The sequence below is a fragment of the Microbacterium sp. SWDP-B6 genome, from assembly GCF_059803615.1.
Genome location: NZ_JAPFGV010000002.1, coordinates 49,738 through 69,358 on the forward strand (window position 1 = coordinate 49,738; position 19,621 = coordinate 69,358).

General features: G+C 68.0%; 18 protein-coding genes. 6 read left to right on the top strand and 12 right to left on the bottom strand.

The features are described from left to right. Positions 1 to 54: 54 nt before the first annotated feature. Positions 55 to 2,043: a non-homologous end-joining DNA ligase gene (gene ligD / locus OPU70_RS04785; protein ID WP_498557252.1), complete on the top strand. Its 1,989-nt coding sequence runs from the start codon at positions 55 to 57 to the stop codon at positions 2,041 to 2,043. A 4-nt stretch (positions 2,044 to 2,047) separates the two neighbouring features. On the opposite strand, the gene OPU70_RS04790 is transcribed toward ligD, so the two are convergent. The 5 genes from OPU70_RS04790 to murI form a co-directional block, all read right to left on the bottom strand. Continuing rightward, the gene (locus OPU70_RS04790; RefSeq protein WP_311878530.1) at positions 2,048 to 2,968 is read right to left on the bottom strand and encodes a cation diffusion facilitator family transporter; all 921 of its coding nucleotides are present in this window, start codon (positions 2,966 to 2,968) and stop codon (positions 2,048 to 2,050) included. An 83-nt stretch (positions 2,969 to 3,051) separates the two neighbouring features. Beyond that, positions 3,052 to 3,627 (bottom strand): dihydrofolate reductase family protein, encoded by a 576-nt coding sequence (locus tag OPU70_RS04795; protein WP_056376261.1) that lies wholly within the window; start codon positions 3,625 to 3,627, stop codon positions 3,052 to 3,054. Between the two features lie 57 nt (positions 3,628 to 3,684). Then, complete coding sequence (gene rdgB, locus OPU70_RS04800; RefSeq protein WP_042536504.1) at positions 3,685 to 4,278, bottom strand: RdgB/HAM1 family non-canonical purine NTP pyrophosphatase; 594 nt, start codon at positions 4,276 to 4,278, stop codon at positions 3,685 to 3,687. Beyond that, complete coding sequence (gene rph, locus OPU70_RS04805) at positions 4,278 to 5,012, bottom strand: ribonuclease PH (RefSeq protein WP_042536503.1); 735 nt, start codon at positions 5,010 to 5,012, stop codon at positions 4,278 to 4,280. The genes rdgB and rph overlap by 1 nt, the downstream gene beginning before the upstream one ends. Before the next feature lie 46 nt (positions 5,013 to 5,058). Continuing rightward, positions 5,059 to 5,892 carry a glutamate racemase gene (gene murI, locus OPU70_RS04810; protein WP_042536502.1) on the bottom strand — a complete coding sequence of 278 codons (834 nt, stop codon included), beginning with the start codon at positions 5,890 to 5,892 and terminating at the stop codon, positions 5,059 to 5,061. A gap of 74 nt (positions 5,893 to 5,966) precedes the next feature. On the opposite strand from murI, the gene OPU70_RS04815 reads away from it, so the two are divergent. Next, on the top strand, positions 5,967 to 7,292 hold the full coding sequence (locus OPU70_RS04815) for a nicotinate phosphoribosyltransferase (protein ID WP_042536501.1): 1,326 nt from the start codon (positions 5,967 to 5,969) through the stop codon (positions 7,290 to 7,292). Between the two features lie 22 nt (positions 7,293 to 7,314). Here the strand turns inward: OPU70_RS04815 and OPU70_RS04820 are convergent, their stop codons facing one another. The 3 genes from OPU70_RS04820 to OPU70_RS04830 are packed head-to-tail and all read right to left on the bottom strand — an operon-like array spanning position 7,315 to position 11,028. After that, entirely contained in the window at positions 7,315 to 7,581 is a 267-nt protein-coding gene (locus tag OPU70_RS04820) for a DUF3039 domain-containing protein (protein ID WP_042536500.1), read from the bottom strand. 40 nt (positions 7,582 to 7,621) lie between these two features. Further along, positions 7,622 to 9,187 (bottom strand): hypothetical protein, encoded by a 1,566-nt coding sequence (locus OPU70_RS04825; RefSeq protein WP_056373359.1) that lies wholly within the window; start codon positions 9,185 to 9,187, stop codon positions 7,622 to 7,624. After that, positions 9,163 to 11,028, bottom strand: a complete 1,866-nt coding sequence (locus OPU70_RS04830) for an ABC transporter ATP-binding protein (protein WP_235558829.1) — start codon at positions 11,026 to 11,028, stop codon at positions 9,163 to 9,165. Before OPU70_RS04830 ends, OPU70_RS04825 begins: the two co-directional genes overlap by 25 nt. Before the next feature lie 252 nt (positions 11,029 to 11,280). Here OPU70_RS04830 and OPU70_RS04835 point away from each other — a divergent pair, with 252 nt between their 5' ends. The 4 genes from OPU70_RS04835 to OPU70_RS04850 all read left to right on the top strand — a co-directional run bounded on the left by OPU70_RS04835 (position 11,281) and on the right by OPU70_RS04850 (position 14,989). Then, on the top strand, positions 11,281 to 11,973 hold the full coding sequence (locus tag OPU70_RS04835; protein ID WP_042536498.1) for a phosphocholine cytidylyltransferase family protein: 693 nt from the start codon (positions 11,281 to 11,283) through the stop codon (positions 11,971 to 11,973). 80 nt (positions 11,974 to 12,053) lie between these two features. Continuing rightward, positions 12,054 to 13,040 (top strand): hypothetical protein, encoded by a 987-nt coding sequence (locus OPU70_RS04840; protein ID WP_498557253.1) that lies wholly within the window; start codon positions 12,054 to 12,056, stop codon positions 13,038 to 13,040. Positions 13,041 to 13,157: 117 nt separating this feature from the next. Continuing rightward, positions 13,158 to 14,747, top strand: a complete 1,590-nt coding sequence (locus OPU70_RS04845; protein WP_375137374.1) for an acyl-CoA carboxylase subunit beta — start codon at positions 13,158 to 13,160, stop codon at positions 14,745 to 14,747. Further along, a complete protein-coding gene (locus OPU70_RS04850; RefSeq protein ID WP_498557254.1) occupies positions 14,744 to 14,989 on the top strand; it encodes an acyl-CoA carboxylase subunit epsilon in 246 nt (81 codons plus the stop codon). The genes OPU70_RS04845 and OPU70_RS04850 overlap by 4 nt, the downstream gene beginning before the upstream one ends. Positions 14,990 to 15,187: 198 nt before the next feature. Here OPU70_RS04850 and OPU70_RS04855 read toward each other — a convergent pair whose 3' ends face one another. From OPU70_RS04855 to OPU70_RS04870, 4 genes are all read right to left on the bottom strand, one after another. Beyond that, the gene (locus tag OPU70_RS04855; protein WP_498557255.1) at positions 15,188 to 16,387 is read right to left on the bottom strand and encodes an ROK family transcriptional regulator; all 1,200 of its coding nucleotides are present in this window, start codon (positions 16,385 to 16,387) and stop codon (positions 15,188 to 15,190) included. A gap of 303 nt (positions 16,388 to 16,690) precedes the next feature. Further along, on the bottom strand, positions 16,691 to 17,701 hold the full coding sequence (locus tag OPU70_RS04860; protein ID WP_498557256.1) for a hypothetical protein: 1,011 nt from the start codon (positions 17,699 to 17,701) through the stop codon (positions 16,691 to 16,693). Next, a complete protein-coding gene (locus OPU70_RS04865) occupies positions 17,698 to 18,930 on the bottom strand; it encodes a sensor histidine kinase (RefSeq protein ID WP_475436333.1) in 1,233 nt (410 codons plus the stop codon). Before OPU70_RS04865 ends, OPU70_RS04860 begins: the two co-directional genes overlap by 4 nt. After that, complete coding sequence (locus OPU70_RS04870; protein WP_042536493.1) at positions 18,920 to 19,582, bottom strand: response regulator transcription factor; 663 nt, start codon at positions 19,580 to 19,582, stop codon at positions 18,920 to 18,922. The genes OPU70_RS04865 and OPU70_RS04870 overlap by 11 nt, the downstream gene beginning before the upstream one ends. Between the last annotated feature and the right edge of the window lie 39 nt (positions 19,583 to 19,621).

A 19,621-nucleotide genomic window follows, 5' to 3' on the forward strand; every position in this document is an offset into this window, starting at 1 on the left:
CCAGTGAACACCAGCCGCCCCGGTGGGGGCCAGTACCTTGACTACGCTGGCGCTATGGCTCCGGAGGCGCAGAACGTGCAGATCGACGGTCGTCGACTGCGCATCACGAACCTCGACAAGGTCGTCTACCCCGAGACCGGCACCACGAAGGGCGAGATCATCGCCTACTACACGGCGATCGCGCCCCACATCCTGCCGCTGCTCGACGGACGCCCGGTCACCCGCAAGCGCTGGGTCGTGGGAGTCGGAACAGCCGATGCTCCCGCCGACGCGTTCTTCACGAAGCAGCTCGAACCGGGCGCTCCGAGCTGGATACCCCGACAGGAGATCCAGCACTCCGACGGACCCAAGGCCTATCCCCTCGTCGAGGACGTGCCGACCCTGGTCTGGCTCGCTCAGGTCGCGGCGATCGAGCTCCATGTTCCCCAGTGGCGCTTCGGCCCGGATGGCCTGCCCGGCACACCCGATCGTCTGGTGCTCGACCTCGACCCTGGCCCCGGCGTCGGGCTCGCGCAGTGCGCCGAGGTCGCCCGCATCGCCCGCGCCCTGCTGACCGACATCGGTCTCGTGCCGGTGCCCGTCACGAGCGGCAGCAAGGGCATCCACCTGTACGCGGCGCTGCCGGGTCAGCAGACCAGCGACGAGATCTCGTCGGTCGTCAAGGAGATCGCCCGGCTCATCGAGACCGAGCATCCGGATCTCGCCACGAGCACCATGGCCAAGGCCGCACGCGGGGGCAAGGTCTTCCTCGACTGGAGCCAGAACAACGGCAAGAAGACCACGATCTCGCCATACTCCCTGCGAGGACGAGCGCAGCCGTGGGTGGCCGCCCCGCGCACCTGGGAGGAGCTCGACGATCCCGATCTGGCGCAGCTCGACTTCGCGAGCGTGCTCGAGCGGGCGGAATCGGGGCTGGATCCACTCGCACCTCTTCGCACCGAGCATCCCCCCGAGCGACCGCGCCGGGTCGAGGCGAAGTCACAGCAGGCGCCCGCAGATACGACAGCCACACGACCGGCTTCCGCACGCCACCGCCCGCGCATCTCCGGGGCACCGAGCGCGTCCGCACCCGACTCCCCCGCATCCGTCTCCCCCATGCTCGCCGAGAACGGCACACCGGCCATCGCGCGCGGCCTCAGCTCGCCATCGTGGGTCGAGGTCAAATGGGACGGCATCCGCGCGATCGGCACCTGGGCCGACGGCCGGATGCTGCTGCACGCCCGCAGCGGCACAGACATCACAGCCCGGTACCCCGAGCTGACGGCCGACGGCGCGCCCTTCCTGCCGGTGGCCGACGCGATCATCGACGGCGAGATCGTGGCGTTCGACGCGCACGGCAGGCCGAGCTTCTCGATGCTGCAGAACCGCATGCACCTGACTCGACCGCGCGAGATCGAGCGCGAGGTCGTGCGCACCCCGATCGTCTACATGGTCTTCGATCTGCTGCACCTCGACGGCCACGACCTCAGCTCGATGCCGCTCTCGCAGCGACGCACCCTGCTCGAGGACGTCATCTCCGACCTCGACGCGCCCGTGCAGGTGCCGCCCGTGTTCGACGACCTCGATGCGGCTCTCGCTGCGAGCGACGAGTTCGGCCTCGAAGGTGTCGTCGTCAAGGATCCGGCGTCCCGCTATCGTCCTGGTCAGCGCTCGCCTTCGTGGCTCAAGCTCAAGCACACGCGGATGCAGGAGGTCGTGATCGTCGGCATCCGTCCGGGCAAGGGCGACCGCGAGGGGACGTTCGGCTCACTGCTGCTCGCGGTACCCGACGAAGGTCGGCTGAGGTACGTCGGTCGCGTGGGCACGGGCTTCACCGACCGGATGCTGCGCGACCTGCTCGCTCGCCTCGCGACACTGCGCGTCGAGTCGGCGCCGCTCGACGGCGTCCCGGCTCTCGATGCCTCGGACGCTCTGTGGGTCGAGCCGGAGCTCGTGGGCGAAGTCGAGTTCGCGAACTGGACGCCCGACGGAGTGCTCCGGCATTCGCGTTGGCGAGGGCTGCGCCCCGACAAGACACCCGCAGAGGTCGTCGTCGAGGCCTGACGCCTCAGGCGTGATGCGGCTCGCAGTCCGACTGCTCGGCCGGCTCGATCTGGAAAGTCGAATGCGCGACATCGAAGTGGTGCGCCAGGCACGACTGCAGATCACTGAGCAGCTTCGTCGAGCGTCCGTCGGCCAGCAGCGCGGGGTCCACGCTGACATGTGCGCTGAACACGGGCGCCCCGCGCGTGAGCTGCCAGACATGCACGTCGTGCACTCCGATCACGCCGTCGTAGTCGAGCAGATGCTGGCGGATCTCGCTGACCGCGGTGCCCTTCGGGGCCGATTCGGAGAGCACCGAGAACACCTCGCGAAGAAGCGAGATCGCCCGGGGGATGATCAGCACCGCGATCATCAGTGAGGCGATCGCATCCGCGGGCATCCATCCGGTGGTCACGATCACGATCGCGGCGATGATCACCATCGCCGACCCGATCAGGTCGCCCATCACCTCGAGGTAGGCTCCGCGGACATTGATGCTGGTGCGCTGTGCTCGGCTGAGCAGCCACATCGAGATCGCGTTCGCGACGAGGCCCACGACCGCGACGACCAGCATCAGCCCGCCCACGACCTCGGTCTCGCCCGGGTTCAGCAGCCGTCCCACCGCTTCGAATGCGACCCAGCCTGCAAGCAGGATCAGGATGATCGCGTTGATCAGCGCTCCGAACACCTCGGCTCGCTGATATCCGAAAGTGCGTCGGTCATCCGCCGGACGCGCGGCGACGGCGGCGGCGATGAGCGCGATCACGAGAGCCGACGCATCCGTGAACATGTGGGCGGCGTCGGCCAGCAGCGCGAGCGAACCGGTGAAGATCGCACCCACGACCTGCACGACCATGATGGTCGCGGTCAGGGTCAGCGAGATCGCCAGCAGGCGGCGATGGCTGGCCGAGCGGATGCCGCCGGCGGCGGGCGCATGATCGTGCATGTCTCCAGGCTAGACCGGCTCTCACGCGCGTCGGCGGGGATCCACCCAGTCGGGAATGGTGATGATTCTCAGTAGTCGATTCGTCAGCGGGACCGGGAGTACTCGAGCACGACGCAGCCGTTGTCGAACGAGCGCACCTGATCGAGTGCGAACCGCGTCGGGGAGAACGGGTGGCGCGCCATCGGGATGCCGGTGCCGGCGATCACCGGGTACTTCTTGACGATCAGCCGGTCGATCTCATCGAGGAGGACCCCCGCGAGCGACGCACCGCCCGCGAGATAGATGCCGAGCCCGTCCTCCGCCTTGAGCTGCCGAACCCGCGCGACGGGATCGGTGCTCACGACCTCGACATTGGCTTCGCCCGGATCGTCGAGCGAGCGGCTGAACACGACCGTGCGCAGGTGCGCATAGGGATCGGTGATGCCGACCTCCTGCGCGGGCTCGTAGGTGCGTCGTCCCATGACGACCGTGTCGAACCGGGTCAGCGGTTCGTCTTCGCCTCCGCCGGCCGCGCGGACGTGAGCCGGCTGGATGTCGGCGAACTCCGTGCCCAGGACTTCGGCGAAGGCAGGGGTCACCGGGTAGAAATCGACCTCATCGTCGGGGCCTGCGATGAACCCGTCGAGGGTCACTCCGATGTAGTAGGTGAGATCTCTCATGCCGACCACCATAACCACTACGCTTGAAGTACGTCAAGCGTAGTGGTTACGTTCGGCTCAGAGATCAGCGAGCAGAGGCAGCAGCTCGACGAAAGCGCGGGCGCGGTGCGACTGCGCCTGCTTCTCCTCCGCGCTGAGATCCCCGACCGTGCGCTCGGCCCCCGCGGCCTGGCCGTCGGGGATGAAGATCGGGTCGTATCCGAAGCCGCCCCCGCCCGATGCCTCGGTCGCGAGACGACCAGGCCAGTTGCCCACGACCACGTGCTCGCGCCCATCCGGCGTGACGAGTGCGATCGTCGAGTTGAAGTGAGCGACGCGATGCGGGTCGGCGATGTCATGCAGCTGGTCGAGCAGCAGTTCGAGGTTGGCCGCGGCGTCCTTCTTCTGCCCCGCCCAATAGGCCGAGAACACCCCGGGCGATCCACCGAGCACATCGACGCAGATGCCCGAGTCGTCCGCGAGGGCCGCGAGACCCGTGTGCCGCGCAGCGGCGCGCGCTTTGATGAGCGCGTTCTCGGCGAACGTGACGCCGTCCTCGACCGGCTCCGGACCGTCATACGCGATGATCTCGAGATCAGGGCGCGCAGACGCCACGATCTGCTGGAACTCCGCGACCTTGTGCGGATTGTGAGTGGCCAGGACGACCCTCATCAGCCCGCGAGAGCCTTCAGCTGGTGGTCCTTCAGGTCGGCGCAGCCCGCGACGCCCAGATCGAGCAGGGCGTCGAGCTCGCGCTTGTCGAACGGCGCCCCCTCTGCCGTGCCCTGCACCTCGACGAAGAGCCCACGACCGGTGACGACGATGTTCATGTCGGTCTCGGCGCGGACGTCCTCGACGTATGCGAGATCGAGCATGGGCTCGCCGTCGATGATGCCGACCGAGATCGCCGCCACCGAATCGAGCAGCGGCGTCGCGTTCTTGCCGATGAACTTCTTCTCCCGGCCCCACTCGATCGCGTCTGCCAGCGCGACGTATGCTCCGGTGATCGCGGCCGTGCGCGTCCCTCCGTCAGCCTGCAGCACGTCGCAGTCGATGACGATCGTGTTCTCGCCGAGAGCCTTGGTGTCGACAACGGCGCGAAGCGCGCGACCGATCAGTCGGGAGATCTCGTGCGTGCGTCCGCCGATGCGACCCTTGACGCTCTCACGGTCGTTGCGGCTGTTCGTCGCGCGAGGAAGCATCGAGTACTCGGCCGTGACCCACCCCTTGCCCTTGCCGGTGAGCCAGCGAGGAACGCCGTTCGTGAACGACGCCGTGCACAGCACCTTGGTTCCGCCGAAGCTGATCAGGGCCGATCCCTCGGCGTGGCTGCTCCATCCGCGCTCGATCGTGATCTCGCGGAGCTGGTCGGTGGAACGGCCGTCGGCGCGGACGATGCTGGTCATGGGTTTCCTTCGGGTGGAGGTGGATGAAGCGGGTGCTGCGGGAGAGCTACGACCCGGAGGCCGTCGCGGGGAGGGTGATGACGCCGGTCTGCACGAGCTGGACGTCGCGCACCTCCCGGCCCATCAGACGGTTGGCGAGGGCGGTGAACTCGGTCGTCGAGTCGCCGGTCGCCTCGTAGACGTACGACGCCGTGGCGTCGGGAGAGGCGAGAAGGTCGCCCCGCACGAGCTGACGGTACACATCACCGGCGGTCTCGTCGTCACTGGACACGAGCGTGACCCCCTCCCCCATCACGTAGCTGATCGCACCGCGGAGGAACGGGTAGTGCGTGCACCCGAGCACCAGCGTGTCGACGTCGGCATCCCGAAGCGGTGCGAGGTACTCCTCGGCGGTCGCGAGCACTTCCGGCGTTCCGGTGATGCCCCCTTCGACGAACTCCACGAAACGAGGGCACGCGGCGGTGAACACCTCGAGGCGCTCGTTCACCTCGAGCATGTCCTGGTAGGCACGCGACCCGATCGTGCCGACAGTGCCGATGACACCCACGCGGCCGTTGCGCGTCGTCGAGACGGCTCGGCGCACCGCCGGACCGATCACCTCGACGACAGGGATGTCATACCGCTCCCTGGCATCGCGGAGCATGGCTGAGGACGCGGTGTTGCACGCGATCACGAGCATCTTGACGCCCTGCTCGACCAGTGTGTCGAGGACTTCGAGGCCGTACCGCCGCACGTCCGCGATGGGCTTCGGACCGTACGGGGAGTGTGCCGTGTCGCCGATGTAGACGAACGATTCCCGGGGCAGCTGGGCTCGGATGGCACGTGCCACCGTGAGTCCGCCGACACCGGAGTCGAAGATTCCGATCGGGGCGTCGTTCATGACTACCCAGCCTACCTGCGCGCGAGCGCGTCATGCTCAGCAACCCGTGCGGGTGTCGTCACTAAGCTGAGCGGATGACGACGTCCACGGCGCTTCTGACCGATCGTTACGAACTCACCATGCTCGCCGCCGCGCTTCGCGACGGCACGGCATCACGACCCAGTGTGTTCGAACTGTTCTCCCGGCGATTGTCCGGAGGCCGCCGCTTCGGCGTCGTGGCCGGCACCGGCCGCCTGCTCACGCTGCTGCGCGAGTTCCGCTTCGGAGACGACGAGCTGCGCTTCCTGCGCGACAACGACGTCGTGGATGCCGAGTCGCTCACCTATCTCGAGAACTACCGCTTCACCGGCTCGATCCGGGGCTACCGCGAGGGCGAGCTGTACTTCCCCGGGTCTCCGATCCTGACGGTCGAGGGCAGCTTCGCCGACGCCGTCGTGCTCGAGACGCTGGCTCTCAGCGTCCTCAACCACGATTCGGCCGTCGCCACTGCAGCATCACGCATGAGCATCGCCGCCGGCGAGCGACCGCTCGCCGAGATGGGATCACGCCGCGCGGCAGAGCAGTCGGCGGTCGCGGCGGCCCGCGCCGCATACATCGCCGGCTTCCGCGCGACGAGCAACCTCGAGGCCGGACGTCGCTGGGGAATCCCGACGATGGGCACCGCCGCGCACTCGTGGACCCTGCTGCACGAGACCGAGGAAGAGGCCTTCCGCTCGCAGATCGACAGCCTCGGCACCGATACGACCCTGCTCGTCGACACCTACGACATCCGCACGGGCGTCGAGACGGCCATCCGCGTGGCCGGCACCGGCCTCGGCGGTGTGCGGATCGACTCGGGCGACCTACCGATCGTCGCCGCAGAGGTACGGGCACAGCTCGACGAGCTCGGTGCGACGGGCACGCGCATCACGGTCACGAGCGATCTCGACGAGTATGCGATCGCCGCGCTGGCGGCGTCACCGGTCGACGCGTACGGTGTGGGCACCTCAGTGGTCACGGGCTCCGGATACCCCACGGCGAGCATGGTCTACAAGCTCGTGGCTCGCCAGGATCCGAGCGGAGCGTGGATCGGAGTGGCCAAGGCCTCGACCGACAAGGCATCCCACGGCGGGCGCAAGGCCGCATTCCGCACTCTCGTCGACGGCGTCGCCGAGGCTGAGACGGTCGTCGTCTCAGACGGCTTCGAAGAGCTCGACACCCCGGCGGAGCATGCGGACGGGCGGGCGCTGCAGACGACCTTCGTCGAGGGCGGAGAGATCGACACGGCGTTCGAAGGTGCCGAAGGCACCGCTTCCGCTCGGGCACATCACCTTCGGGTGCGGGAGGAGCTTCCTGTGCGGGCGCTCGCGCTCAGCAAGTCCGACCCCGCGATCCCCACCGTCTTCGTCGACGCGAGCTGACTGCCGGCGAGTCGGCGCAGACTCAGCCGACCATCGTCTCGTAGATCTCCTTGCACGTGGGGCAGATCGGGAACTTCTCGGGGTCGCGACCCGGCGTCCACTTCTTGCCGCACAGTGCGCGCACCGGCTTGCCGGTGATCGCCGATTCGAGGATCTTGTCCTTCTTGACGTAGTGCGAGAAGCGCTCGTGATCGCCCGGCTCGAGGTTCTCCTCGCGGAGGAGTTCTTCCAGTTCGCGATCAAGCGTTGCCACGCCGCCCTGATCGGGGCTGTCCAGCGGAGTACTCATGCCGAGAGTCTAGCCGCGCACGCGCCCCGTGGGGCGGCTGTCACGCGGTCTCGACGAACTCCATCAGCCGCTCGCCCTCATGCTCGAAGATGCGCCCGCCCACACCGACGCCGATCGCGAAGACCGCGATGCCGGTCGCGAGTCCCGCCCAGAACGTCGCGGGAGCGAACTGCGACCCCTCGAGCATCGTGAGCACGAGCAGCCAGATGGTCGGCACGCTCACCACGATCGCGCCGAGGAACGCCGCGGCGGGGCCGTATGCACCGCGCGACGTCGGCCGCTGCGGCTGCTGGAACGGGCTGTCGCCCGGACGCGACACGGCGTAGGGAGCGATCACCGAGACGATGCTCGAGAATCCGAGTGCCGACAGCAGGAGGCTGGCCCCGAGGCCGGTGAGCGGAAGGAGCAGACGCCAGTCGTCGATCCACAGCAGCGTGAGGGGAACGGCGATGGCGAGCACGGGAACAGCCACGAGTATGACCGGGACGAGTCGTCCGAGACGATCGGGGATGCCGCGGACGCCGCTGGCCACGTGCGTCCACAACGCCGTGGAATCGTAGGCGACGTCGTTGTGCGGGAGCCACCCGAAGAACAGGGCCATCACCGGGACCGGAACGAGCGCAGCGATCTCGAGCGGCACTCCGGCGACGAGGAGAGGCAGCACGGTGAGCACGCCCGCGACGGGGACGACGATGAGGTTCATGATGTACCTGCGGTCGCGCAGCCAGTAGACCAGGCTGCGCGAGGCGATCGCACCGAAGGCGTTCGACGGGAGCAGGCCGAACCAGCCGAGGCCCGAGCGCTCCCGCAGGGTCACGGGCCGCTCTGTGGTGGTGAGCAGTCTGCGCACCAGCCACGACCACGCCACGCAGAGCACCAGGATGGTGACGAGGGCCACGATGCCGCTGATCCAGTTTCCGGCGACATCGTTTGTCGCGAAGGAGAAGAGGAACCGCGACGACGCCGCCAACGGGGTGAACCCGATCGTCGCCGTCAGCGACGCGACCGCCGCAGGAACCTGCCCGTCCCACTTGAGCGAGGCGAGGAACACGGCGACGGGGAACGCGATCACGATCACGGCCAGTGCGAAGAGCGCGGTGAGCTCGCGCGACCGACGCTCCGGCAGCAGCAGCGCGTTGACCGCCATGCCGATGCGCGCCGAGAGGATCGTCGACAACAGGCTGACGACGCTCATCAGCACCGCGACGAACCAGGGTGCGCCGAGCCTGATCGCCACGATGCACACGCTGATGTTCACTGCGATCAGGGCAAGGCTCGGGACGCTGACGAACGAGGCGAGGGTGAGGATCCAGGGCATCTGCCGCTCATCGACCCCGAACACCGCGAAACGCCGGGGATCGAGCTGGTCGACGGCACCCACGAGGATCGGCCCGACCAGGAACCCGAGGAGCAGAGCGGCGCTGCCGAGCACGATGACCGTGCGCGCGACAGCGACAGGGGCGTCGTCGAGGCTGAGGACCGCAGCGCAGACCACAGCCGTCAGAACCACCACGACAGCGAGCATGACCAGGGTGCGGACCCGACGTTCGCCGCGAAGCGATCCGATCAGGAGCGCCGCCCTCAGTCGGAGAACGTGTGCAGCCACTCGAGCCCCTCCACCTCTCCGATGCCACCGGAGAGTTCGACGAACCGCGCTTCGAGCGTCTGCCCTGCGCGGACCTCATCGATCGTGCCTTCGGCGAGCACCTCTCCCCCGACGATGATCGCCACGCGCGAGCAGACGCGCTCGACGAGGTCCATGCCGTGGCTCGAGAGGACCACCGTTCCACCGTGCGAGACATAGGCACGCAGGATGTCCAGTATCACCGCGGAGGACACCGGGTCGACGGCCTCGAAGGGCTCGTCGAGCACCAGGACGCGCGGCGAGTGGATCATCGCACCCGCGAGCATGATCTTCTTCGTCATGCCGGCCGAGTAGTCGGAGACGACGCGGTTCAGCGCCTCTCCGAGGTCGAAGGCTCGTGCGAGGTCGGCGACGCGCTTCTCGATCACCGCCGATGCGAGCCCCCGCAGCAGCCCGTAGTAATAGAGGAGCTGCCGCCCGGTGAGCCGGTCGAACGTGCGGAGGCGATCGGGCAGCACGCCCATCATGCGCTTCGCAGCGAGCGGCTTCGCCGACTGATCGATGCCGCAGATCGCGATGTCGCCCGCGTCGGCACGCAGAAGGCCCGCCACGATCGAGAGCGTCGTCGTCTTGCCCGCACCGTTGGGACCGACGATGCCGTAGAACGACCCTGCGGGCACAGTGAGATCTATGCCGTTGACCGCGGTGTGGTCGCCGAAGCTCTTCACGAGGCCGCGGATGCGGATGGCTTCGGAGCCGGATGCCTCCTCGATTCCGCCGACGGCCTCATCCGTCTCATCCGTATCGGACACGGCGTCGACGAACTCGGATGTCGCGTCCTCGTCGACGGTCGGCTCCTCAGCGGACTCGATGACCGGCTCGGCTTCCGCCGTGGCGCCTTCGACCGGTGACGTGTCGAGGGCAGGATCGGCCGACGCTTCGTCTGCGGATCGCGTGCTCGGAGTCGACTCGACGGGCGCGGACGTCGCATCGTCTTCGCTCTCGACGGCGACCGCGTCGGAGGATGCCGCCGCCTCGGTCGTCAGCGGCAGCGACGGGGTCTCGATGGGGGTCTCGATGCGCGTCTCGACAGCGGCATTCTCTTCGAGAACCTCGCCCGTCGTGTCTGACTCAGTGACGCCGAGCTCGCGTGGATCCGCGTCGGCCGTGGTCACATCAGCTCCCGTTGTGTCCACAGCGACGGCCTCGATCGCCACAGTGTTCTCAGCCTCGACTGCCGACTCCTTCGCCGCAGCCGCCTTGGCAGCGGCCGCCTTCGCTGCCGCTGCCTTCGCTGCCGCGGTCTTCGCCGCTGCTGTTCTCGCGGCAGAGGTGCGCGCCGCCGACTTCGCCGCAGCGCTCTTCTCTGAGGCCGCCTTGGCAGCGGCGGTCTTCGCGGCGGCGGTCTTCGCGGCCGACGTGTTCGACGTGCCTGAGGCAGCGGTCTTCGAGGCAGCCGTCTTCGCAGCGGGGGTCTTCGCAGCGGCGGCCTTGGCAGCGGCGGTCTTGGCTGTCGTCGCCGTGGTCGCTGCGGAACGTGCCGAAGCGGACTTCGCCGCAGCCGCACGAGCCGTCGTGTCGCGCGTCGAGTTCTTGACTGCGGCCGCGCGCGCCGCAGCGGTCGTCGTCTTCTTCGATCCTGCGGATCGCGGACCGGAGCTTGCGGAGCTCCGGTCGATCTTCAGCGCCGGCTCGGCGACCACCTCGACGGTCGCCGCGGCCTTGTCGGCTGCGGCCTTCGACGGAGCACGTGTGCCGGTCGTCTTCTTCGCGGGGGCCTTGCGGGCGGGAGTCTTCTTCGGGGCGGCGGGCGCGGCGTCAGCCACCTGATCGGTGCGGTCGTCGGAGGAAGAAGCAGTCACCGTCCTACGGTATCAACGGGTGCCGACTTTCTTCGGGTCACCGCAACAAATCGCCCTTCGGATCGTCAGACCGACCTCTCGTCGCCCTGATCTGGACGAATCTGAGTGTTGGGTGTGTACTGGATCACGAATTGGCAACAGCGACCTCAACCCCCGGGGCTTCCCAGGCTTGATCGCTAGCATGACTCTCGGCACGACGAAGTGTCTGGTCGGTGAACCGACCGTGAACACATACTTCCTTTAGGAGCACTCGTGACTCTTCAGACCGTCATCCTCGCAGCAGGCATGGGCTCACGCCTGGGCCGTGCGCTGCCGAAGCCGCTCACGGAGCTGAGCGACGGCCGCACGATCATGGGCCAGCAGCACGACAACATCCGCGCCGCCTTCGGATCGGACGCCCGCATCACCGCCGTCGTCGGATACCGCGCCGAGACCATCATCGAAGCATTCCCGAACGTCAACTACGTGCACAACGAGCGCTACGACGAGACCAACACCTCGAAGAGCCTGCTGCGCGCCCTCAGCGCCACGGGCAAGTCCGGCGTGCTCTGGATGAACGGCGACGTGGTCTTCGACCCGATGATCCTGGGTCGGGCGGCCGCCTACATCGAGCGCGACCAGTCGTTCGTCACCGTCAACACCTCCAAGGTCAGCGACGAAGAGGTGAAGTACACGGTCACCGCCGAGGGCTTCATCAACGAACTCTCCAAGACCGTCAAGGGCGGCCTCGGCGAGGCTGTGGGCATCAACTACATCTCGTCCGCGAACAAGAAGGCGTTCATGCGTCAGCTGCAGCGGGTCGAGGATCAGGACTACTTCGAACGCGGCCTCGAGCTGTCGATCGCGGAGGACGGACTCCTTCTCGAGCCGATGGACGTCTCCGACCTGTACGCGGTCGAGGTCGACTTCGCCGAAGACCTCGAGCGGGCGAACCTGTTCGTCTGATCGCTTCCACGAAAGCCCGGCTCCGTCAAGGGGAGCCGGGCTTTCGGCGTTTTCGCGGTCTGGGTTCCTAGGATCGTTCCATGGCCCCCAAGGTGCACAAGATCCACTCCCTCCCCGACGACGCCGCGTGGGACAAGGGGGTGCCGCCGGTGGGCTCCGCGGAGCACCCGCTGATGGTCCGAGGACTCGATCGCGTTCTCGCCATCCAGCGCCCTCTCGTGCTCGCGCATATCCGCAGCATCCGCCTGAGGAACCCGCACGCGTCGCCCGAGCAGATCATCCGCATCCTCGAGCGTCGCTACCTCGCGGCTGTCACGACCGGCGGTGCCGCCGTCGGCGCGACCGCCGTCGTTCCCGGGATCGGCACAGGCATCACCCTCGCCCTCTCAGGGGTCGAGACCGTGGGGTTCGTCGAATCGACCGCACTGTTCGCGCAGTCGGTCGCCGAGGTCCATGGGATCGCGGTCGCCAACCCCGACAGGGCCAGGGCCCTGGTCATGACCCTGATGCTCGGCAAAGAGGGCGTGGCGCTGGTCGGACAGCTGGCAGGACAGGCGACGGGTCGCGGCGGCACGCGATCGTCGTACTGGGGTGAGACGGTGACCAAGTCGCTTCCTCGGGCCGCCGTCGGACCGCTGGTCGACCAGCTCAAGACCCGGTTCGTGAAGCAGTTCGCCGCGAAGGGCGGAGCATCCTTCATCGGCAAGGCGCTGCCGTTCGGAGTCGGTGCCGCGGTGGGTGGCGCGGGCAACCACATCCTCGGACGCCGCGTCCTCACGACATCGCATCATGCCTTCGGCGTCGCCCCGATGGACCTGCCCCTCGAGCTCGAGCCGGTCGACGGGGCGGAGAAGCTCGAACTGCGGATGCTGCACGGCGCGCAGTTCGTCGGCGGCGCCGTCGCGGGTGCGGCCGGATCGGCGGCACGCGGTGTGGGCTGGGCAGGACGGAAGATCGCATCCGTCGGTCGTGGCCGCAAGAGCGGCGCCGACGAGATCGGCCCGTCGGGAACTCACGATCTTCCGGGCGAGCTCGGATCCGGCAGGTCGGACGTCGTCCAGGACTGACGCGATTCGGCATCCGCCGCAGCCTGCGCCGACTGCACGACAGCAGCCAAAGGATCCGGCGACCCGTTGTGGCGAGCATCCAACGGACGAGGCCGACCCGACGATAGGGTGGAATCCGTGACGGACAAGCCCGAACTCTCGACCACCGCCGGCAGGATCGCAGACCTCCGCGCTCGCTACAACGAAGCCGTTGTCGACGCTGAGAAGGTCGCGCAGGAGAAGCAGCACGCCAAGGGCAAGATGACCGCCCGCGAGCGCATCGAACTGCTCGTCGATCCAGGGAGCTTCGTCGAGTTCGACGAGTACGTCCGACACCGCACGACCTCGTTCGGCATGGATCGCAATCGCCCGTACGGCGACTCGGTCGTCACGGGTGTCGGCACGATCCACGGACGCACCGTGGCCGTGTACTCGCAGGACTTCACCACGTTCGGCGGCTCTCTGGGCGAGGTCTCGGGCGACAAGATCATCAAGATCATGGAGTTCGCGCTGTCCGGCGGCATGCCGATCATCGGCATCCTCGATTCGGGCGGAGCCCGCATCCAGGAGGGCGTGCTCGCGCTCAGCAAGTACGGTGAGATCTTCCGTCTGAACACCCGTTCGTCGGGCGTCATCCCGCAGATCTCACTCATCATGGGCCCCGCAGCCGGCGGCGCCGTGTACGGCCCGGCGCTGACGGACTTCGTGATCATGGTCGACAAGACCAGCCAGATGTTCGTCACCGGCCCCGACGTCATCAAGACCGTGACCGGCGAGGACGTCGGCATGGAAGAGCTCGGAGGAGCCCTCACGCACAACACCCGCTCGGGTGTCGCCCACTACCTCGCCGAAGACGAGGACGACGCGATCGACTACGCTCGCACGCTGCTCGGGTTCCTCCCCGACAACAACATGGCGGAGATCCCGGCTTACGAGAGCGGCTTCGAGTGGGAGACGACGGATGCCGATCGCTCGCTGAACACGATCATCCCCGACTCCGCCAACCAGCCGTACGACATCCACACCGTGATCGAGCACGTCGTCGACGCGGGCGACTTCATCGAGGTCCAGCCGCTCTTCGCACCGAACATCGTGATCGGCTTCGGACGTGTCGAGGGCCGCTCCGTCGGCATCATCGCCAACCAGCCGTCGCAGATGGCCGGAACACTGAACATCGAGGCGGGCGAGAAGGCCAGCCGGTTCGTGCGATTCTGCGACGCGTTCTCGATCCCGATCGTCACGCTCGTCGACGTGCCCGGGTACCTGCCGGGCACCGACCAGGAGTGGACCGGCGTCATCCGCCGCGGCGCGAAGCTCATCTACGCGTACGCCGAGGCGACGGTTCCTCTGGTCACGGTCATCCTCCGCAAGGCCTACGGCGGGGCCTACATCGTGATGGGCTCGAAGCAGCTCGGTGCGGATGTCAACCTCGCCTGGCCCACGGCGGAGATCGCCGTGATGGGCGGTCAGGGTGCGGTCAACATCCTCTACCGCGGCGAGATCAAGCGTGCCGAGGAAGCCGGCGAGGACGTCGCCGCCGTGCGCACGCGCCTCGCCAACGAGTACACCTACAGTGTGACCTCGCCTTTCCTCGCCGCGGAGCGCGGCGAGATCGACGGCATCATCGAGCCCGCGAACACCCGGGTCTCGATCGCCAAGGCGCTGCGCGCCCTCCGTGGGAAGCGCGCCGAGCTGCCGCCCAAGAAGCATGGGAACATTCCGCTGTGACCATCGGGGCAACGCGGGACGCGACGTCGGAGGAACACCAGCCGCCGACGATGCAGATCACTCGGGGTGCCGCCACCGAGGAGGAGCTCGCCGCTCTCATCGCGGTGGTGAGCGACGCCTACACGCAGGAGGCTTCCGAGGCCGTGGCAGACGAGCCTCGCGTGTCGGCATGGGCCCGCACGCAGCGACCGCTGCGACGTCCGCTGCGACGCGACATCCCGTGGGGCCGCTTCGCGGGGTGACCGCAACGGGCACGGAGTGCCTGCGAGGCCCGGAGCCCCCCGGCTACCGGGCCACGCAGACGACCCTCCGATGATGCGGGGCCGTCGCCCCTGGCACCTTGTAACCCCAGATGGCGCATCTCTTCGATAGTACATCGAATGGAGTTATAGCCCTGGGGGCGTAACCGATATACCGGTATGTGAATCGCGGGACGGCGTTCAGTCCTCCAGGTACAGGTCCGAGGCCCGGGGTGTGAGAACGGCGTCGAGCACGACACAGGCCGCGCCCACCGCACCGACGTCGTCTCCGACGACGGCACCGTCGACGGTCAGTGTGCGCACTGCGCGAGTCGCGCTCCTCCGGTGCAACGGCTCGGGGATCTCACGAAGGTAGACATCGGAGAGCGGCCCCCAGAACGGGCCCCCGAGGACGACGCGATCGACGTCGAGCACGTTCGTGAGCACCGAGATCAGCACCGCGAGATGGCCGGCAGAACGACGCAGCACGCCGAGCGCCGGCAGCTCCCCTGCCGAGGCCCGCTCGCACAGGCGCAGGAACCGCTCGTCGACCTCGTTCGCGCCTCCGCCCTGAGGCTCATCGTCGAACACCCCCGCCGCCTCGGCCTGCTCGACGATCGCCTGCGGAGTGCACACCACCTCTACGCAGCCGCGCGAGCCGCACGCGCACGGCGGCCCCTCCGGGTCGACCATGATGTGGCCGATCTCACCGAAGTTGTGGGTGCTGCCGGCAACCACGCCGCCGTCGCGCGCGGCGGCTGCTCCCAGCCCCGTGCCGAGGTACACGAAGAGAAAAGACCCCTCGGACGTCGCATCTCCCGTCCACAGCTCCCCCACCGCGGCAGCGGTGGTGTCCTTCTCGAGCGTGACCTCGAAACCCGTCGCCTCCGCGAGCACCGAGCGCAGCGGAACACGGTGCCACCCGTCGAGCTTCGGAGGGTCGATCACGGTGCCCTTCGCGGCGTCGAGCGGGCCGGGAGCAGCGACTCCGACTCCCGCGACCAGATCCCGATCGATGCCCGCTTGGTCGATCAGGATCTCGATCGTCTTCGCCATCGTCTCGACGATACGGCTCGGATCTCGGTCCTGAGTGCGCACGACCCTCCGACCGACCGCCTCGCCGGTCATGTTCAGCAGCACGAACGTGATCACGGCCGGATCGAGATGCACGCCGACCGAGAAGCGACTCTCCGCCACCAGGCGCAGCGTGACGCGCGGTTTGCCCGGCCCGTTGATGGTCCGTCCGGCTTCGGCGATGAGCCCCTCGTCGAGAAGACGCCGGGTGATGTTCGTGATCGTCTGCGCGGAGAGACCGGTCGCCTCGACGAGTTCGATCCGGCTGAGTCCTTCACCCGACCGGCGGATGGCCTCGAGGATGACCGACTGATTGAAGTCGCCCATACGGGGGAGGTTTGTTCCTCGACGCATTCCCATGCCCCATCTTCTCGCACCGGGGCCGCATCCGTGTCCCCCAAAATACCTACAGACAACGACTTGACTAACCGCGAAACTGAGTAAGACGCTCAGCGTTCGGCTGGTCTCTCTGTCCCAGGGTAGATAGACGCAGACCGGCCACCAGCGGACGGTTTTCGGGTAACTTGTCCGCTTGGCGAGGGGCAGGCGGATTCGCCGCCCCTCGCCCACTCTGTCTGACCTCGACTCTGACCTCCCTCCCCCGGCCAGAGCCGAGGGCAGGGGCAGGCGTCAGCCCTCCGGCGCGTCTCGGGGGATCTCGTGCCACACGTCGACGGCATCGTCGTCGCTCTGTCCGCCTGCACCTGCCCGACCGACGATCGTCACGGCGGTGAGAGGATCCTGAGCCGCCCGGATGATCCACCGCTCCGCATCGGCATCGCGCAGCACTCGCGCGAGCTCGTCGCGGATCGTCGCGCGCCTCTCCTCGTCGACGTCTGCCAGGCCGCCCTCATCGAAGACCGTGACCACGGCACCCCGGCGACGCGCGTCCTCGATCGCATCACGTACCGCGTCGTTGAGCAGATCCGCGCCGCGCAGCTCGTCGCGGAGCCGTCCCTCGGCCAGGCGCGCCTGCAGACGTTCCTCGTCGTTCAGCGCGCCGCGAGAGGCGACCGTGCGGCTGAGCACGGGCCCGGCGACCGCGAGCGCGAACTGCGTGCGCAGGCGACGTTCCTTCTGGCGCACCTGCTGGGTCGCGTGCCACGCAGACACCGCCTGCTGGATTCCCGCGAGACGCTCGGTGTCGCGGACGGCTCTGTCCCAGAAGATCACGAGCAGGTGAGCGATCACGACCCACATGAGCGAGCCGACGAGACCGAGCGACAGTGCGACTAAGAAGCCCAGATACGCCGAGGAGGTGGCGACGAGGACGGCCACCACCAGCCAGCCGATGACGAAGCGACGCCGCACGATGCACACGACGCCCATCAGACCGAGGGCACCGATGTACCAGGTCGCGAACGGCGCCGTGCGCGTCAGCGGATCGAGAGACAGCGTCACGAGCACCGGAATCAGGATGCTCGAGACCAGGGTCGCCAGCGCCGCCCAGAGAGGCATCCGCACCGAGACCGCCGAGTCCCAGAGGATCGCGACGTTGACGACGACGAGATAGAGGGCGATCGCCGCGACCATCAGCAGCGGTGCGGACGGCTGCTCGATCCACCAGACGCCTCTGGCGGCGAAGTACATCGCGAAGCCGACAGCGAGTGAGGTCGCGACGCTGCGCACCGTGCGGTTCATGGACGCTCCCAGCCCAGAGTGACAGTGGTGCCGCACTCGCTCGAGTCGATCTCTGCGGTGCCGGCCACTCCGGCCATGCGCGCGAAGATCGATGCTCTGATTCCGAGGCGGTCGGCACCGATCGCCCGAAGATCGAACCCCGGCCCCGTGTCCGAGATCGTCACGGTGATGCCCTCATCACCTCGGCCCTCCACGAGGATGTGCAGGCCGCGCCCGCCCGCATGGGTGACGGCGTTGCCGAGCGCCTGCCTGGCAGCGAGCACGAGCGCTCTCGCGGCGCGTCCGGGGATCAGGCCGATCCCGCCTCGTTCCTCGACGATCGCATCCGCCCCGAGCTCCGAGAGCGCTCTGCGGAGCTCGACCACGATCTGTGCCGCACCCACAGGTTCATCGCTCCCCTCCTGAGCGACTGCGGCCTCCGTGTTCGCCAGCCGGGTGAGAGCCTCGCGCGCCATACCCACGGCGAGGTCCTGCGCGCGCTCTCCCTCCGCTCGCTCGGCGGCGATCAGTGCCGCGAGAACGCTGTCATGCATGAGTGCCGACATGGCCGCGCGCTCCTCTTCTGCCGCGGCCGCGGCCGCTGCCCCCGCATACGACGCGACCGCCCGCGCGCGAGCCTCGTCGACGCCGGCGGCGACCGAACGGAACATCCACCCGAGCGCGATGATGACGAAACCGAGAATCAGCGTGAACGACACGTCGAAGGCGGTCGTCACCCAGAAGTCACGAGAGAAGTCGCCCTCGACGAGACGGACGTAGCCGTAGACGAACGGCAGACACAATGCCCAGGCGAACTGGAGCCAGAGCGGGAATGCGAGCATGGCGGCCACGACGCCCACGTTGACGAGGAAGAAGATCCATGGCTGGTCGGCCGCCTCTCCCACCGGCTCGACGAAACTCGGCCACGCACCGAGCGCGACCGTGTAGACGATCGCGAACGCCCCCGACGCCGTCCTGACACCACGGCCGATGACGCACGCGATGAGCATCACGATCAGCGGAATGAAGACGACGAGCAGGATCGTGATGCGCGCAGCATCCGCCCCCGATGTGGTGGTGATGCCCGCGATCAGCGCCTGCGCTCCGAGAACGCCCGATCCGATCGCGACGACAGTGGCGAGGATGCGCTCCATGCGCTTGCCGGTGAAGCGCTCGAACTCGGTCTCCACGCTGCCGGGAGAAGGAATCTTGCTCCAGGCCTCGCGGATGCTGAGCGGATCAGCGGCCACTCGGCGCCCCGTCTGCGGCGACGATCCCATCCTCCATCGCGCGGCGCAGAAGGTCGACCTTCGTCGGTGCCGGTCGGCCGACCTCCACGTACTTGACCCGGATGCGAGTGATGTTCTCCTTCGCGGTCGAGTAGGCCACGCCGAGTCGCTCGGCCACAGCCTTCAGCGGCAGGCCGGCCGCATAGAGCCGCAAGACCTCTCGTTCTCGGGTCGACAGCTGGGCATCCGCGAAGTCGCGATCCCCGTCGACGGCGCTCGCCCACTCGACGTTGTTGAGCGCCTCACCCTGGGCGACGGTGCGGATGGCGTCCAGCACGTCGTCGAGCGCCGAGGACTTGCTCACGACGCCCGCCGCACCGGCGGCGAGCGCCTCGCGCACGGCCGCCGGTCGATCGGCGACGCTGTGGATCACGACGCTCGCGCCGTCTGCGACGAGCGACCGGACGTTCTCCGTCACCGTGGTGCCGTCGCCGAGCGTCAGGTCGAGCACCACCACGTCGGCCGGCTGCGATGACGTCGCCGACCTCCACTCGAGATACGACACGACCGTGCTGCCGGAGAAGACGACGGTCTGCGCTCCGTCACGAGCACACGCCGCCTCGAGACCGAGACGGACGGATTCGTGATCGTCGATGAGTGCGACCCTGCTCATCCGCCCAGCCTACTGAGTAGTCAGCGTCCGCAGATCACC

Excerpts from the sequence above, each read along its gene's own strand:
- ligD (WP_498557252.1), top strand. The coding sequence starts at position 55 with ATGGCTCCGGAGGCGCAGAACGTGCAGATCGACGGTCGTCGACTGCGC.
- OPU70_RS04860 (WP_498557256.1), bottom strand. The coding sequence starts at position 17,701 with ATGAACCGCACGGTGCGCAGCGTCGCGACCTCACTCGCTGTCGGCTTC.
- rdgB (WP_042536504.1), bottom strand. The coding sequence starts at position 4,278 with ATGAGGGTCGTCCTGGCCACTCACAATCCGCACAAGGTCGCGGAGTTC.
- OPU70_RS04795 (WP_056376261.1), bottom strand. The coding sequence starts at position 3,627 with ATGAGAGATCTCACCTACTACATCGGAGTGACCCTCGACGGGTTCATC.
- OPU70_RS04840 (WP_498557253.1), top strand. The coding sequence starts at position 12,054 with ATGGCCCCCAAGGTGCACAAGATCCACTCCCTCCCCGACGACGCCGCG.
- OPU70_RS04820 (WP_042536500.1), bottom strand. The coding sequence starts at position 7,581 with ATGAGTACTCCGCTGGACAGCCCCGATCAGGGCGGCGTGGCAACGCTT.
- OPU70_RS04790 (WP_311878530.1), bottom strand. The coding sequence starts at position 2,968 with ATGCACGATCATGCGCCCGCCGCCGGCGGCATCCGCTCGGCCAGCCAT.
- OPU70_RS04855 (WP_498557255.1), bottom strand. The coding sequence starts at position 16,387 with ATGGGCGACTTCAATCAGTCGGTCATCCTCGAGGCCATCCGCCGGTCG.
- OPU70_RS04815 (WP_042536501.1), top strand. The coding sequence starts at position 5,967 with ATGACGACGTCCACGGCGCTTCTGACCGATCGTTACGAACTCACCATG.
- murI (WP_042536502.1), bottom strand. The coding sequence starts at position 5,892 with ATGAACGACGCCCCGATCGGAATCTTCGACTCCGGTGTCGGCGGACTC.
- OPU70_RS04870 (WP_042536493.1), bottom strand. The coding sequence starts at position 19,582 with ATGAGCAGGGTCGCACTCATCGACGATCACGAATCCGTCCGTCTCGGT.
- rph (WP_042536503.1), bottom strand. The coding sequence starts at position 5,012 with ATGACCAGCATCGTCCGCGCCGACGGCCGTTCCACCGACCAGCTCCGC.